Source organism: Thermomonas sp. HDW16 (assembly GCF_011302915.1).
In the GTDB taxonomy this organism is placed as follows: domain Bacteria; phylum Pseudomonadota; class Gammaproteobacteria; order Xanthomonadales; family Xanthomonadaceae; genus Thermomonas.
Genome location: NZ_CP049872.1, coordinates 469,313 through 484,072, shown reverse-complemented (window position 1 = coordinate 484,072; position 14,760 = coordinate 469,313). Strand labels below are relative to the sequence as shown.

Below are 14,760 nucleotides of genomic sequence, written 5' to 3'. Positions count from 1 at the left end.
CGCTTCAGCCCGTGGTCAGCGCGGCAACGCCCGCACCGTTACAGCGTGCCCATACAATGGGCGCCCCACCACGCTTGCACGGAACCGCCGCGATGACCGAGACCACCTGGCTGTACGAGAACTTCGACAAGGCCGGCTCGTCGATCGGCTTCCGGGTGACCGGCAAGCTGGACGAGGTGCAGTCGCCGTTCCAGCACATCGAGATCTACGAAAGCACCGACTGGGGCAACGTCATGCTGATCGACGGCGCGATGATGCTGACCACCCGCGACAACTTCCTTTACCACGAGATGATGTCGCACCCGGCGCTGTTCACCCACGCCGATCCGAAGCGCGTCGTCATCATCGGCGGCGGCGACTGCGGCACCCTGCGCGAAGTGCTGCGTCATCCGGGCGTGGTGAAGGCGACGCAATGCGACATCGACGAGCAGGTCACGCGCATGGCGGAGAAGTATTTCCCCGAGCTGTGCGAATCCAACCACGATCCGCGCGCGGAATTATTGTTCGATGACGGCATCGCCTACATGGCCAACTGCGAGCCGGGCAGCGTCGATATCGTGATCGTGGATTCCACCGATCCGGTCGGCCCCGCCGAAGGCCTGTTCAATGCCGCGTTCTTCGCCAGCTGCCACCGCGCGCTGAAGGCCGACGGCATCCTGGTGCAGCAGAGCGAATCGCCGCTGGTGTTGCTGGACCTGATCAAGGAAATGCGCGTGGAAATGGGCAAGGCCGGTTTCGCCAGCTTCCAGACCCTGCCGTTCCCGCAGCCCTGCTATCCCACCGGCTGGTGGAGCTGCACGATGGCGAAGAAGGCCGCGAATGCCAGCTTCGATTTCCGCGACGCCGACGCCCGCGGCAAGGGGTTCCCGACCGCCTACTACAGCGCCGACATCCATGCCGGCGCGCAGCACCTGCCGCCGTTCGTGGCGGCGGCACTGACCAGCTGAGAACGTTTCTGGCCGCGGGAACTGAGAAACCGCGCACGGCAAGCGTATCGTTGCACCGATAGGGTGCTGGGTTGATCCGGCACGCGGGGGGCGCGTGGCAGCGCAGTCGCAACCGATCCATGCAGGCCTACTGGTCGCGCTCCTGGCGTGGCCCGCCCTGGCGTTCGCCAGCACGTCGCAGCAGGCCGATACGGGCGAGCCCGTCACGACCCGTACCGCCACCTTCGATGCAACCCTGCAGCAGGTGATCGGGCCAGCGTCGCTGGACAGCAGCACCGACGCCTACGACGCCGAACTGGAACGCCTGCGCACGCTGCTGCCGGTCGGCGACCATGCCCGCGACGTGCGCTTCCGGTCGGTGTATTGCGGCAGCCGCAAATGGAAGGATGCGCAGCAAGGCCTGGCCTATTCGAACGATGCGCTGAGAATCGCCCGCGATGCGCACGACATCGCTTCGGAAGCCCGCGCCACGTTGTGTCGCGCCGTCTACATCATGCTGATCAGCGGCTCGCAGCGCGGTTTGCCGGAAGTGAACAAGGCGATCGCCCTGCTCCGCGACGGCCCGGACCAGCAACTGCTGGCCGAATCGCTGGAGATGCGCGGCGACATCCGCTCCCTGCTCGGCGAGCAGGCCAACGCGATGATCGATTTCCAGCGCGCGCGCGCAGCGTATCGCGGTGCCGGCATCGCGCACGAAGTCGAACCGTTGATGCTCAGCATCGCAGTGGCCTACCGGCGCATGGGCGATTGGCCGCAGGCACAACGCTATTTCACCGACGCGGTGAAGCGGATGCGCGACAAAGGCGATTGGGAAAACGTCGCCACCAATCTGATCCAGCTCGGCTTCCTTCATGGCGAATCGGGTGCACCCGACAAGGCGCTGGCGGCGTTCCGCGAGGCCGAAAGCGTGGCCATCGCGCACGACGATGCCTACAACGCGAACGCCGCGCGGCTTGGCATCGCCGAAAGCCAGGTCGCGCTTGGGCAGCAGGACACCGCACTCGTCGTCCTGCAGCAGGCGCGCGCCGGATTCGCCGCCGAACACGACGATTCCAGCGAAGACATGCTGTTGATGCTGACCGGCCAGGCCTTGGCGCGGCAAGGCCAGCACCGCGAGGCGCTGGTGCGTTACGCACAGGCGCTGCCGCTGATCCAGCAGGACGGCAACGAACGCTACCTGGCCATGCTGTACAAGGCGCAAGCCGCCAGCGAGGAAGCGTTGGGGCAAGATGGCCCGGCGCTTGCCGACTACAAGCGCTACAACGACCTGCAGATGAAACTGCAGGGCAAGATGCGGTTGGAGCAAAGCCGCATGCTCGAATACGAATACGAAATCCGCCGCCGCGATTTCGAGAACAAGCAATTGCGCGCGCAGGCGGTTGCCAAGCAGCAGGAAGTCTCGGTGCTGGAAGCGGTGCGGCGCTGGCAATGGCTGACCATCGCCCTCGGCGCGCTGTTGGTGTCCCTGCTTTCCGCGTTGGCGTGGCGGCAGTGGCACAAGTCGCGTCGCCTGCGGGATCTGACCCTGCTCGACCCGCTCACCAAGATCGCCAACCGTCCCGGCATCGAACGCGAAGCCGCGCGCGCACTCGATGCCTCCGTGGCAGACGGGACGTCGCTTTCGCTGCTGATGCTGGATCTCGACCACTTCAAGGCAATCAACGACCGCTACGGCCACGCCGCCGGCGACAAGGTGCTGCGCGCCGTCACCGCGGCCTGGCAGGCCCAATTGCGCGGCCGCGATCCGCTCGGTCGGGTAGGCGGCGAAGAATTCGTGGTGGTTTGCCCTGATACCAGTCTCGACCAGGCATTGGTGGTGGGCAATCGCCTGCGCGATGCCGCCAATGCCTTGCGCTTCGACGAGATCGATCCCGCCTTACGCGTCAGCGTCAGTATCGGGGCGGCGCAGGCGCGGCGCGGCGGGGACAGCTACGATGCGCTGATCGACCGCGCCGACGCGGCGCTCTATCGCGCCAAGCAACAAGGCCGCGACCGCATCGAAAGCTAGTCAGAGCGCGTCGCCGTCCAGCTCGCCGGTGCGGATGCGCACCACGCGTTCCAGATCCCACACGAAGATCTTGCCGTCGCCGATCTTGCCGGTGCCGGCCGCTTTCATGATCGCCTCGCTCACCGCGTCCACCTGGTCGTCGGTCACCGCCACTTCCAGCTTGATCTTTGGCAGGAAATCGACCACGTACTCAGCGCCGCGGTACAGCTCGGTATGACCCTTCTGGCGACCGAATCCCTTGACCTCGGTGGCGGTGATGCCGGCCACGCCGGCCTCGGCCAGCGCCTCGCGCACGTCGTCCAGCTTGAATGGCTTGATGATCGCCATGACCATTTTCATTGGCGCCGCTCCGTCTTCAACACGTTGTTTCGATGCCGGCAGCATAGCCCGCCGCCATGCTCGGCGTGCATACTGCGCGCATGCGGCGCGGGGTTTTCCCACGCCACGAAGCACCCTGCCCCGACGGCGACGACACGGCGCGTTACGCATGCTGGCGTCGACCAAGCCAGCAGGAGCACGACGATGAGCCCGCCTCCCATGATCGACCTCGCCCAACTCGACGAACTCGCCCGCCGCCTCAGCAGCCTGGTGCCGCCCGGCCTGCGCGAGGGCCGTGAAGAGCTGCAGCAGAACTTCAAGTCGGTGCTGCAGGCGGGCCTGGGCAAGCTCGACCTGGTCACCCGCGAAGAATTCGAGGTGCAGCGCGCGGTGCTGGCGCGCACCCGCGAGAAGCTGGAAGCGCTGGAACGCGACCTGGCCGCACTCGGCGGCGAAGCGCCCAAGCCACCGCAACAGCACTGACGGCCGCCGCCATGGGTCTTGCACTCGTGCACAGCCGTGCACGCGCGGGCGTGCATGCGCCTGCCGTGCGCGTGGAAGTCCACTTGGCTGGCGGTTTGCCGGCGATGAACATCGTCGGCTTGCCGGAAGCCGCGGTGCGCGAAGCCAAGGATCGCGTGCGCGCCGCGATCCAGTGCGCGCAGTTCGAATTCCCGGCGCGGCGGATCACCGTCAACCTGGCCCCGGCGGACCTGCCGAAGGACGGCGGCCGCTACGACCTGGCCATCGCCCTGGGCATCCTTGCCGCCAGCGGGCAACTCTCGACCGACGCGCTGGATGGCTGGGAATTCCTCGGCGAACTGGCCCTGACCGGTGAATTGCGCCCGGTCGATGGCGTGCTGGCGGCGGCGATCGCCACCGGGCAAGCGAACCGCAAACTGTTGGTACCGCCGGGCAACGGACACGAAGCGGCATTGGCATCGAATGTCGAAGTCCGCACCGCGCGCACCCTGCTCGAAGTTTGCGCAGCGCTGGATGCACGCAAGGCGCTGCCGCACGCACAACCGCTGCCTTGCGAAGAAGCGCGCCAGCCGGATCTCGGCGATGTGCGCGGACAAGCACAGGCGCGCCGCGCGCTGGAGATCGCCGCCGCTGGCGCGCACCACCTGTTGTTCGTCGGGCCGCCGGGTAGTGGCAAGACCCTGCTCGCCTCGCGGCTGTGCGGCATCCTGCCCGCGCCTTCGGAAGCCGAAGCGCTGGAAGCGGCGATGATCGCCTCCGCCAGTGGCCGCGGCCTGGATCCCGCACGCTGGCGGCAACGGCCATTCCGTGCACCACACCATACGGCCAGTGCGGTTGCGCTCGTCGGCGGCGGTGCAGACCCGCGACCCGGCGAAATTTCCCTAGCCCACCACGGGGTGCTGTTTCTCGATGAACTACCCGAATGGGGCCGGCACGCGCTGGAAGTGCTACGCGAGCCGCTGGAATCCGGCCACGTCACTATCTCGCGTGCGGCACGGCAATGCGAATTCCCGGCGCGTTTCCAGTTGGTCGCGGCGATGAACCCCTGCCCCTGCGGGTGGGCGGGTGATCCTTCCGGCCGCTGCCTGTGCAACAACGAGCAGATCCGTCGCTATCGCGCACGCATCTCCGGGCCGCTGATGGAACGCATCGATCTGCATGTCGAAGTACCGCGACTGCCTGCAGTAGCGTTGCGGCACGATGCCGCGGCCGGCGAAGCGAGTGCGCGAGTGCGCGAACGTGTCGCCAATGCGCGCGATGTGCAGCTGGCGCGCTGCGGCAGGACGAACGCGCGCCTGGGCCAGGCGCAAACCGATGCCCACTGCCGACTCGCAGCGCACGACAGCGCCCTGCTGGAGCGTGCGGTGGAAAGCCTGCAGCTGTCGGCGCGTTCGCTGCACCGTATCCTGCGGGTGGCGCGCACCATCGCCGACCTGGCGGGATCGGCGGAGATCCAGACACCGCACCTCAGCGAAGCGATCGGTTACCGGAAGCTGGAGCGCGGGTATGAGCGCAAGGTAGCTTGAATGTGGGCGGCCGTGCTTCTGTCATGTTCGCGGCCATATCTTGCGGTTGGGATCAAGCTCGTAGGTCTGCATCTCGTTCGCGCGCGGACCGAAGCCGCATACTGCTAAAGGCCCGTCGACATACCCCAGCAAACCAAACGCTCGCTCGATGTCTACCTCGTTGATTGCTGCGGTAACGAAACTTCCAAGCCCTTCGTGGGTAGCGCAAAGCTGCAGAGTCTGCGACAGATGGCCCACATCCAAAATACAGACCCGATATGCCTTTGCATGGTTGCGGTACTTCCAGAAGCTCCTGACGTACCTCGGCGCAAGCACGCACAGGACGGGTGCCTCCGCGAACCATGATTGCCCACCGACTGCAATCCACGCCAAACGATCCAAGGCTTCCTTCGGCGCGGCACCATGGCTTTCGCTATCGACCACAACGACCTGTTGCTGGTCGTACGGTAGCGGCAAGAGCGTATGACTTTTCGGCTGATAGTGATAAATGCCGTCCGGCAGTCCTTCCACCCGCCTGATGATCAGGTAGCACTCGGTCGGATGAAGAGCACCGCCCGACGGGCTTGTCCTTTTCATGACATCGAAATCCTCGGCGCCTTGTACCTCACCCCTCATGCCGAACGTACGCTCGAGAACGCTCGACAGTTGCGCCAGCGGCATCGATCGGGTCGTATCGAAATTACGGCAAGTCGCGCGGGCATCAAGCAAGTCGTCGAGCGAGCCCCGCCGGGTTGCCTCCAGCTTGACCACCGCACTATGAGCGGCCCTTTCGCAGTGCGCCGGCGGCGGGATGCCATAGGATTGACGCAAATCTTCCGCCGTCTGCAGGCCCGCTTCTTCCACCTCTCGCGCGGCATCGACACCTTCCCACCTGGAATTCATGTGGCTAACCGCAGCCAACCCATTCCAAAACTGTCCGCGGAAGCGCTCATCCGCCTCGCGGGCCATTACCCATGGTTTTGTGCTGCCTATGAGCAAGCCAGCCTGCAGCAAACGGCGTACCCGCGTGGCGCCATACCGTTCGCGCAGCGGCGCAGCCGCAACCCAGTCCAATGGGCTGAGGCTGCCGAGCAAAGGAATCTCAGCGACATCCACCTGCACCGGCGAGTGGAGATGGGGTGAATGTGCAAGCCACTCCATATGGGTTACGACACCTGTACCGCCCGCCAACATCGCCCCCAAATCGAAATTGGCAAGTTCGGCCGCCTCCAGCCAAAGGGTCGTACACCGTCTGATCCGCACGCTCGATTCTCCCAGCCGCTTGCCGTTAAGGTCGCGGCAGCGTAGCGTCGCGTCCGGGGATTTTCACCAACCAAAGGGGAGCGCACATGGCGACAAAGAAAAACAAAGGTTCGGCACCGGCACCACTGGATCCGAAAGTGGCGAAAAAACTCTTGGACAAGCTTTCCACCGACAACGAATTCCGCCGGCTGTTCAAAAAAGATGCGGATGCTGCATTGGCCTCCGTGGGCTATAAGGCGGAGGCGAATGCCACCTCTGCCGGCGATTGCATGCAACTCCAGGTAACGGACCGGATCGCGCCCAAGGCGAATATCATCCGGGATCGCGCAAAACTCGAAGCGGCACTGAAGGTTCCGCTGACCTTCCTGTGCGCAAAAGACTTCCGCGGCAACTGAAGCCAACGATATCGCCTGGGCCAAGGCGCTCAGCGCAAGCAGCGCCTTGGCCTTTGTGTTCTCGATTCATCGATTGATCGTTTTCCGATCACGAATCGCCTCTCGCGATACCGCTGCATTGAAGAACCGCAGCGCACCCGTTGTCGTGCTTTCCGCGAATATGCGACCACGGTGAGTCGCGAGCCAATCGGCCTGCGCCTGGGCACCGGCATCATCCCCTGCTTTCTGCAAAGCCCGCATCAACGCCCAGTGCACGACTACCAGCGCGGTGTCTTGCTTCGCAAACGACATGAGCCTGGCCACTGCTGCCTGCGGTTTGCCCGCCATGCGTTCTTGCTCCGCGAGCACCGTCTGCCGCAATTGGGCAACAGCTGGGTAATCGCGGACTACCTGTGCCCCCTCTGTCTGGTGCAGGGCTTCAGCAACTCCTGCCGCGTCGCCCATGTACGCAGCCAACAATCCGGCATACAACCGCAGTTCAATCGAGGTGGGTGAATAAATCGCGTCGACTTCGCGCTCGCGGGTGCCCAAGACCAAGTTCAGTTCCTGCAGTTCACGCATGGCGTCGGATTGACCGGACAGGACGGCAACACCGGCAATCGCGGTGCGCGCGAGCACCGATTCATGTGTATTGTGCGCACCATCCGCAGCAGCTGCCCAAGACTGGGCCGCCGTCGCCGCCTGCTGCCATTGCCCACGATCAATACCGGTGACAACCGCTGCCTCATCCTTCCAACCGTCGCGCCCACCCGTGCTGGCCAAATAGACCTTGTCCGCATCCACGTGCTGATCACGCGCGTCATACGCGCGCGCGTACAGTTCACCGGCACCAGTGAACCCTGCCGCACGGGCACGTTTGAATTCGGTCAAGGCTTCATCGATGCGCTCCTGTCCCAGCAAGGCGATACCAAGGCTGTATCGAGTACTTTCAACTCCTTCAAACTGCGGTTTCATGGCGCGACGGAACGTGGTTTCCGCAAGCTTGAAATCATTCAAGTCATGCCATTGGTGCGTGCCTAGCCTGCCGATCGTCTTGTAATCATCGGGATACAGGGCCAGGTATTCCCCGGCTTTGCGGAAGAACTGCTCCGGCGCAACATGCTCCATCAGCATCAGTTCAACCCATTGTCTTTCCTGGGGCGATAGCCGTTGCGAAAGCGCTAGCGCGGCACGCCACTCCTTCTGCGCCATCTCGACTTCGCCCGAGGCGGCCAGCATGCGCCCCATATCCGCATGGGCCAATGCGAATTGCGGATCCAACTGCAACGCCCGTCGATACAAACCCAGTGCCTGGTTCCGATCCCTCGTGGTATTGACCACGTTGCGCGCTACAGCAAAGACCTTCAACGCATCCAAGCTCGGCGTGGCCACGTTCGGCAGCGGCACCGAGGTCTTCTGTACGTTCTGCATCGCCTCGCCCAGCTTCTCGCGCAGCTGGTCGGTGACGTCGTCGATCGAGGCCAGCGCGGAATCAATGCCTTTGCCGTCCGCAGATACTGCGTACACCGTCGTCTGGGTACGTGGATCGATGACTTCCGCACTCACCCGCAGACGACCACCAACTTCGGCCACAGTGGGCAGCAGCACGGCACGGGCGCCGTCGCGCTGCGCGATCTCCGAGCCGACGGCGCGGTCGACCTGCGCACCCGGCTTCTTCTGCATGCGTTGCAGCGTTTCGCGCATCTTGAGGTCGCTGAGCACTTTGACGTACTGCGACTGCTCCAGGCTGATGCGGAACGCCTGTTCCAGCGAATCGTCCAGGCGCGGGTCGCCGGTGAGGTTGCGCAGATCACCCACCACCACCCAGTCGCGCTCGGAAAAGGCAATGGCCGGCTGCGGCCGGGTCAGGAACCAGCCGCTGAGCGCAAGTCCCGCCAACAGCAGGGTTTCCGCGGCCAGCGCCACCGGCCGCCGCCACAGCGGCAAATCGCGCCACGCCTTCGGGGTGTGCGCCGGCATTCGCAACGGTGCCAGCCCCGGCTCCCCGACCTCGAAGACTTCTTGTGGCTCCGGCACGCCCTTGAAACGCCAGCGCCCATAGGACTTCCACACCAGCAGCTCGCCGCGTTCGCCGAGTTCGCGCGCCGCGCGGTGCGCCAGTGGTTCCGCGGTGGCCGACAGCAGGATCTGCCCGGGCCGTGCCAACGCCATCAACCGGCCGGCCAACGGCTTGGCCAGGCCCTCTACCTCCAGCGACTTGGCGCCCAGGCGCACCGCATCGACGCTGTTTTCCCAAACCAGCACTTCGCCCACATGCAGGCCGGCGCGTGCCTGCAGCGGTTGCTTCAAGTTCTGCTCGCGCCCCAGGTCGCGCAATCCGCGCACGTAATCCAGGGCGAAGCCAAGTCCGTCAATCGGGCGCTCGAACAGCAACAGCAGACCGTCGCTGCGGTCGATCAGGCGGCCGCGCCAACGTTGCTGCAGTTCCAGCACCATGCGGTCATGGGCACGGAACAGTTCCGCCGCCGCACTGTCGCCCAGCCTCTCGACCAGCTGGGTCGAATCCGCAAGGTCGGTCAGCAGTAGCGTACGAACCTGTGGCGTGTGGGTGATCGCGCCCATCATGACGTCAGTCCTGCCACTCAACGCGATCACCGCCCAGCCGCTTGGCGCGATACAGGGCGGTATCGGCCTGGGTGTACCAATGCTCCCAATCCTGCGGAGACTCACCGACCGTGCAGATGCCCAGGCTGAGCGTGGTCATCTGCGGGGGGTTGTGGTGCATGCGGGTCAGCGCGCGCGCGCTGCCGAGGATGTAATCGGCCGTGCGCTCAAGCTCCTGGTGTTGGTGTCCTTGCACCAGCAGGCAGAACTCGTCGCCGCCCAGCCGGCAGGCGACATCATCGGGGCCGGCCACCGCGCGCAACAGGTTGGCCACGCTCTGCAGCACACGGTCGCCGGCCAAGTGACCATGGGCGTCGTTCACGTGCTTGAAACGGTCGCAATCGATCAGGATCAGGCTGAGGCCGCTCAACGCGCCGTTGCGTCGACGCTGCTGGACGTGCGTGCCGAAGCCGCGACGGTTGGACAGGCCGGTCAACTCGTCGGTGCGGGTCAGCACTTCGGTCTGGTTCAACCGGTGCGCAGTGGCACGCAAGGTGTCCAGCGCGGTCTGCAACTCCTGGTTGCGCCGGCGCAAGCGGCCGATCAGGGCCTGTTCGTTGGACACCACGCGCATGATCGCGCGGCGCAGGAATTGTGCGAGCAGTTGCGGATCGCGCGCAGCGAGCGCGTCGAATTCGTCACGCCCCAGTTCCAGCAGCACGCCGGATTCGACCATGGTGGCTTCCGCGCTGCGCGCGTGGTCACCGATCAGCAAGCCGAGTTCGCCAAAGAATTCGCGTGCGCCAAGGCGTTTGCCGACCAGGTCGTCGCCGAAATCGAGGTCGACCGCACCACTGGCGATCACGAACATGGAGGTGCCGAGGTCGCCACGACGGAACAGGGGATGCCCGGTATCCGCCCGACGCGTGCGTGCCACCTGCGCGAACAGCGCATATTCCGCAGCGGTCAGCACGGGTGAATGCGGGTCGCCCTGGACAAAGGCGCCCGCTACGTCCTGTGCGATTGCGGCCACGCCCTCTCCCACTCTCCACGTCCCCCGAGACGATCTGACCGCAGGATACCACCGGGAGTCCCATGGAAAGAGTGACGCAGGCCGGCCGGAAAACCGGCCTGCGTGGGTAGGGAAAGCCTTAGGCCGCGGCGCGTTCGCCGTGGAACTGCTCTTCCTCGGTGGAACCCTTCAAGGCCACGGTCGAGCTCTGCCCACCCTGGATGGTCTGGGTGATGGCATCGAAGTAACCGGTGCCGACCTCGCGCTGGTGCTTCACGGCGGTGAACCCGCGTTCGGCAGCGGCGAACTCCTTCTCCTGCAATTCGACGAAGGCGCTCATCTGGCGGCGGGCGTAACCGTGGGCCAGGTCGAACATGCCGTAGTTCAGCGCGTGGAAGCCGGCCAGGGTGATGAACTGGAACTTGTAGCCGTAGCTGGCGATTTCCTTCTGGAACTTGGCAATCGTCGCGTCGTCCAGGTTCTTCTTCCAGTTGAAGCTGGGCGAGCAGTTGTAGGCCAGCAGCTTGCCCGGGAACTTGGCGTGGATCGCCTCGGCGAATTTGCGCGCGAATTCCAGGTCCGGCTTGCCGGTCTCGCACCATACCAGGTCGGCGTACGGCGCGTAGGCCAGGCCGCGGCTGATCGCCTGGTTCAGGCCGTTGTTGGTCTTGTAGAAGCCTTCGATGGTGCGCTCGCCGGTGGTGAACGGCTGGTCGTTGGCATCGACGTCCGCGGTCAGCAGGTCTGCGGCTTCGGCATCGGTGCGGGCGACGATGATCGTTGGCACGCCCATCACGTCGGCGGCCAGGCGCGCGGCGGTCAGCTTCTCGATGGCCTCGCGCGTCGGCACCAGCACCTTGCCGCCCATGTGGCCGCACTTCTTCACGCTGGCTAGCTGGTCTTCGAAATGCACGCCGGCGGCGCCGGCCTCGATCATCGCCTTCATCAGTTCATAGGCGTTGAGCACGCCGCCGAAACCGGCTTCGGCATCGGCCACGATCGGCTGCATGAAGTCGATGGTGTCGTCGCCTTCGGCATGATGCAGCTGGTCGGCGCGCAGCAGGGTGTTGTTGATGCGCTTGACCACCTGCGGCACCGAATTGGCCGGATACAGCGACTGATCCGGATACATCTCGCCGGCCAGGTTGGCATCGGCGGCGACCTGCCAGCCGGACAGGTAGATGGCCTTGAGGCCGGCCTTGACCTGCTGCATGGCCTGGTTGCCGGTCATCGCGCCCAGCGCGTTGACGAAGGGTTCGCTGTGCAGCGACTTCCACAATTTCTCCGCACCGAGGCGGGCGATGGAATGTTCGATGTGCACGGTGCCGCGCAGGCGCACCACGTCTTCCGCGGAATAGGGGCGGGTGATCCCGGCCCATCGCGGATTGTTAGCCCAGTCCAGCTTCAGTTGTTCGGCGCTCGGCATGTGGTTCTTCATGGGGCTCTCTCGTGGGGTTGGCGGGGCGGTGGAAACGGGAAGGAATTCAGTCGATGCAGGTCAATCGATGCAGCGCTAATCGATGCGTTCGTAGGCCGGAAGCGTCAGAAAATCGACCAGCACGTCGGCATGGGTGAGCCGGTCGAGCATCCCGATCGCCTCGTTGACGCGGCTGGCACCGGGCATGCGCAGGCGATCAGTCAACTTGCTGGGCAGCGAGATCAGCGCGCGCTCGAGCAGGGCGAAATCGACCGGAGTGCCATCGGCCAGGTGCAGCGGCTCGCGGCCGTCGTCGGCGAAGTGCAGCCACTGCCACAACTGGGTGCGGGCGATTTCCGCGGTGGCGGCATCTTCCATCAGCCAGTGGATCGGCACGCAGCCGTTGCCATCCAGCCATGCGGCGAGATAGCGCACGCAGACTTCGACGTTGTTCTCGAAACCGGCGCGGGTGATGGTGCCAAGCGATGGCTTGATCAGCGTGTCGCGCGCCACGTTCACGTCGTCGCGCAACACATGGCGCTGGTTGGCCTCCGGCATGTGCGCATCGAAGATCTCGCGGGCCAGCGGAATCAATGCCGGATGCGCGACCCAAGTGCCGTCGTGGCCGGCGGTGACTTCGCGCAGCTTGTCGGCGCGCACGCGGGCCAATGCGGCTTCGTTGGCGTCGGCATCGCCCGAAATCGGGATCTGCGCGGCCATGCCGCCCATCGCATGCGCGCCGCGGCGGTGGCAGGTCTTGATCAGCAGTTCCGAGTAGGCCTTCAGGAACGGCTGGGTCATGCCGACCTGCGCGCGCTCCGGCAACACGCGGTCACGGTGGCGGCGGAAGGTCTTGATGTAGGAAAAGATGTAGTCCCAGCGCCCGCAGTTGAGGCCGACGATGCGGTCCTTCAGCGCGTGCAGGATCTCGTCCATCTCGAACGCGGCCGGCAGGGTCTCGATCAACACGGTGGCCTTCAGCTGGCCCTGTGCCAAGCCCAGCTCGCGCTCGATCTGCGACAGCACCGTATCCCACAGCGCCGCCTCTTCCATCGATTGCAGCTTGGGCAGGTAGAAGTACGGGCCGCGATCCTTGGCCGCCAGCGCCTTGGCGTTGTGGAAGCAGAACAGGCCCAGGTCGAACAGGCTGGCCGACATGCGCTGGCCATCGACCAGCACGTGTTTTTCGTCCAGGTGCCAGCCACGCGGACGCACCAGCAGCACCGCACGCTCGGCTTCCGGCTTCAGCGCGTAGTGCTTGCCGTTGTCTGCGGTGAACTCGAGCGTCCCGGCCACCGCCTGGCGCAGCGCCTGCTGGCCTTCGATCAGGTTGGCCCAGGTCGGGCTGGTGCTGTCCTCGAAATCGGCCATGTAGCAGTTCGCGCCGGAGTTCAGCGCGTTGATCACCATCTTCGGGTCGACCGGGCCGGTGATTTCGACGCGGCGGTCCTGCAGGGCGGCCGGGATCGGCGCGACGCTCCATTCGCCATCGCGGATGTGGGCGGTGTCCGCGCGGAAATCCGGCAACGCACCGGCGTCGAACTGGGCCTGGCGGGCGGCACGTGCGGTCAGGCGGGCCTGGCGCTCGGCCTCGAAGCGGCGCTGCAGGCCGGCCAGGAAGGCCAGCGCGGCCGGGGTCAGCAGCTGCTCCTGACCCGGCAGGGTGCGGGTGACCTCGATTCCGCCCTCGTTCGGGCCCAACTCTTGCGAGGCTTGCTGCAGCACTGCCGACATCGCCAACTCCAGAACAACACCGTGGGGAATCGAACCATCCGCCAGCGTCTGGTATTTGACAAAGCAGTTTTATCAATGCGTACTATTTAATTTCCAAATACAGTAATCAGATCAATGGCCGAACCGGGTTCCAGCGCCCTGCGATTCGCCTACAAAGGCTCGCGACTGAAGCCTTTGCGGGCGTTTTGCCAGGTGGCGCGGCTGGGTTCGGTCAGCCGTGCGGCGGAAGCGCTGTACCTCAGCCAGCCGGCGGTGACCCTGCAATTGCAGGCGCTGGAGCGCGAATTGGGGGTGCGCCTGCTGGAGCGCAGTGGTCGCCGCCTGACCCCCACCCGCGAGGGCGAACTGCTGTACGAGATGGCCCGCCCGCTGGTGGAAGGGCTGGACGGACTGGCCGCCAGCTTCCGCGAACAGGTGCGCGGGCTGGACGCGGGCGAGCTCAACGTGGCCGCCGGCAGTTCGACCATCCTGTACCTGCTGCCCGGCATCGTGGATGCGTTCCGCCAGCGCCATGCCGACGTGCGCCTGAGCCTGCACAACGTGACCGGCGCCGGTGGCCTGGACCTGCTGCGCAACGATGCGGTCGACCTCGCCGTCGGCTCGATGCTGGATGTCCCCGCCGACCTCAGCTATGCGCCGGTCTACAGCTTCGAACCGATGCTGATCATGCCGCTCGACCATCCGCTGGCCGATAAACGCGACCTGTCGCTGGAAGACCTTTCGCCCTACGGCCTGATCCTGCCGCCCAAGCGTTTGACCACCTATCGACTGGTGGACCTCGTGTTCCAGCAGAACCGCGTTCCGTACACGGTGGCGCTGGAAGTGGGCGGCTGGGAGGTGATCAAGCAGTACGTGGCGATGGGTCTCGGCATCAGCATCGTCACCGCGATCTGCCTGACCGAGGCCGACCGCCAGCGGCTGGCCGCGCGCTCGCTGGCGCGCTGGTTCCCCTCGCGCAGCTACGGCATCGTCATGCGCAAGGGCAAGTTCCTGTCATCGCAGGCGCGTGCGTTCGTGGAACTGATCAAGCCGGAAGTGCTGGCCTCACGCGAGTACGACCAGAGCGGGCATTCGGAGCGATAGCGCGCTTCGCTTGCCGTCATCCCGGCGAAAGCCGGGATGACGGTTCAGGAC

Annotated in this window: 12 protein-coding genes; 6 read left to right on the top strand and 6 right to left on the bottom strand. The window is 65.1% G+C overall.

The genetic code is table 11. The features are described 5' to 3' along the window. Positions 1–92: 92 nt before the first annotated feature. Together speE and G7079_RS02080 are read left to right on the top strand one after the other, a co-directional pair. Positions 93–947, top strand: coding sequence for a polyamine aminopropyltransferase (gene speE, locus G7079_RS02085; protein ID WP_166055094.1), 855 nt, complete (start codon positions 93–95; stop codon positions 945–947). 94 nt (positions 948–1,041) lie between these two features. Beyond that, on the top strand, positions 1,042–2,955 hold the full coding sequence (locus G7079_RS02080) for a tetratricopeptide repeat-containing diguanylate cyclase (protein WP_166055092.1): 1,914 nt from the start codon (positions 1,042–1,044) through the stop codon (positions 2,953–2,955). Here the strand turns inward: G7079_RS02080 and G7079_RS02075 are convergent, their stop codons facing one another. After that, the gene (locus G7079_RS02075) at positions 2,956–3,294 is read right to left on the bottom strand and encodes a P-II family nitrogen regulator (protein WP_166055090.1); all 339 of its coding nucleotides are present in this window, start codon (positions 3,292–3,294) and stop codon (positions 2,956–2,958) included. 198 nt (positions 3,295–3,492) lie between these two features. Between G7079_RS02075 and G7079_RS02070 the strand changes: the two genes are divergently transcribed. Together G7079_RS02070 and G7079_RS02065 are read left to right on the top strand one after the other, a co-directional pair. After that, entirely contained in the window at positions 3,493–3,756 is a 264-nt protein-coding gene (locus tag G7079_RS02070) for an accessory factor UbiK family protein (protein WP_166057806.1), read from the top strand. Positions 3,757–3,767: 11 nt separating this feature from the next. Then, positions 3,768–5,282, top strand: coding sequence for a YifB family Mg chelatase-like AAA ATPase (locus tag G7079_RS02065; RefSeq protein WP_166055088.1), 1,515 nt, complete (start codon positions 3,768–3,770; stop codon positions 5,280–5,282). 21 nt (positions 5,283–5,303) lie between these two features. On the opposite strand, the gene G7079_RS02060 is transcribed toward G7079_RS02065, so the two are convergent. Beyond that, a complete protein-coding gene (locus tag G7079_RS02060; protein WP_166055086.1) occupies positions 5,304–6,524 on the bottom strand; it encodes a putative peptide maturation dehydrogenase in 1,221 nt (406 codons plus the stop codon). 86 nt (positions 6,525–6,610) lie between these two features. On the opposite strand from G7079_RS02060, the gene G7079_RS02055 reads away from it, so the two are divergent. Continuing rightward, positions 6,611–6,919, top strand: coding sequence for an NHLP-related RiPP peptide (locus G7079_RS02055; RefSeq protein WP_166055084.1), 309 nt, complete (start codon positions 6,611–6,613; stop codon positions 6,917–6,919). 66 nt (positions 6,920–6,985) lie between these two features. Here the strand turns inward: G7079_RS02055 and G7079_RS02050 are convergent, their stop codons facing one another. The 4 genes from G7079_RS02050 to aceB all read right to left on the bottom strand — a co-directional run bounded on the left by G7079_RS02050 (position 6,986) and on the right by aceB (position 13,626). Further along, positions 6,986–9,481 carry a putative peptide modification system cyclase gene (locus tag G7079_RS02050; RefSeq protein ID WP_240906301.1) on the bottom strand — a complete coding sequence of 832 codons (2,496 nt, stop codon included), beginning with the start codon at positions 9,479–9,481 and terminating at the stop codon, positions 6,986–6,988. Positions 9,482–9,488: 7 nt separating this feature from the next. After that, positions 9,489–10,496 carry a diguanylate cyclase gene (locus G7079_RS02045; protein WP_240906220.1) on the bottom strand — a complete coding sequence of 336 codons (1,008 nt, stop codon included), beginning with the start codon at positions 10,494–10,496 and terminating at the stop codon, positions 9,489–9,491. A 118-nt stretch (positions 10,497–10,614) separates the two neighbouring features. Then, positions 10,615–11,913, bottom strand: a complete 1,299-nt coding sequence (gene aceA, locus G7079_RS02040) for an isocitrate lyase (RefSeq protein WP_166055078.1) — start codon at positions 11,911–11,913, stop codon at positions 10,615–10,617. 75 nt (positions 11,914–11,988) lie between these two features. Next, positions 11,989–13,626, bottom strand: coding sequence for a malate synthase A (gene aceB, locus G7079_RS02035; protein ID WP_166055076.1), 1,638 nt, complete (start codon positions 13,624–13,626; stop codon positions 11,989–11,991). Between the two features lie 114 nt (positions 13,627–13,740). Between aceB and G7079_RS02030 the strand changes: the two genes are divergently transcribed. After that, positions 13,741–14,709, top strand: a complete 969-nt coding sequence (locus G7079_RS02030; RefSeq protein ID WP_166055074.1) for a LysR family transcriptional regulator — start codon at positions 13,741–13,743, stop codon at positions 14,707–14,709. The last annotated feature ends 51 nt before the right edge of the window (positions 14,710–14,760 follow it).

Excerpts from the sequence above, each read along its gene's own strand:
- G7079_RS02050 (WP_240906301.1), bottom strand. The coding sequence starts at position 9,481 with ATGGGCGCGATCACCCACACGCCACAGGTTCGTACGCTACTGCTGACC.
- speE (WP_166055094.1), top strand. The coding sequence starts at position 93 with ATGACCGAGACCACCTGGCTGTACGAGAACTTCGACAAGGCCGGCTCG.
- aceB (WP_166055076.1), bottom strand. The coding sequence starts at position 13,626 with ATGTCGGCAGTGCTGCAGCAAGCCTCGCAAGAGTTGGGCCCGAACGAG.
- G7079_RS02075 (WP_166055090.1), bottom strand. The coding sequence starts at position 3,294 with ATGAAAATGGTCATGGCGATCATCAAGCCATTCAAGCTGGACGACGTG.
- G7079_RS02055 (WP_166055084.1), top strand. The coding sequence starts at position 6,611 with ATGGCGACAAAGAAAAACAAAGGTTCGGCACCGGCACCACTGGATCCG.
- G7079_RS02065 (WP_166055088.1), top strand. The coding sequence starts at position 3,768 with ATGGGTCTTGCACTCGTGCACAGCCGTGCACGCGCGGGCGTGCATGCG.
- G7079_RS02030 (WP_166055074.1), top strand. The coding sequence starts at position 13,741 with ATGGCCGAACCGGGTTCCAGCGCCCTGCGATTCGCCTACAAAGGCTCG.
- aceA (WP_166055078.1), bottom strand. The coding sequence starts at position 11,913 with ATGAAGAACCACATGCCGAGCGCCGAACAACTGAAGCTGGACTGGGCT.
- G7079_RS02070 (WP_166057806.1), top strand. The coding sequence starts at position 3,493 with ATGATCGACCTCGCCCAACTCGACGAACTCGCCCGCCGCCTCAGCAGC.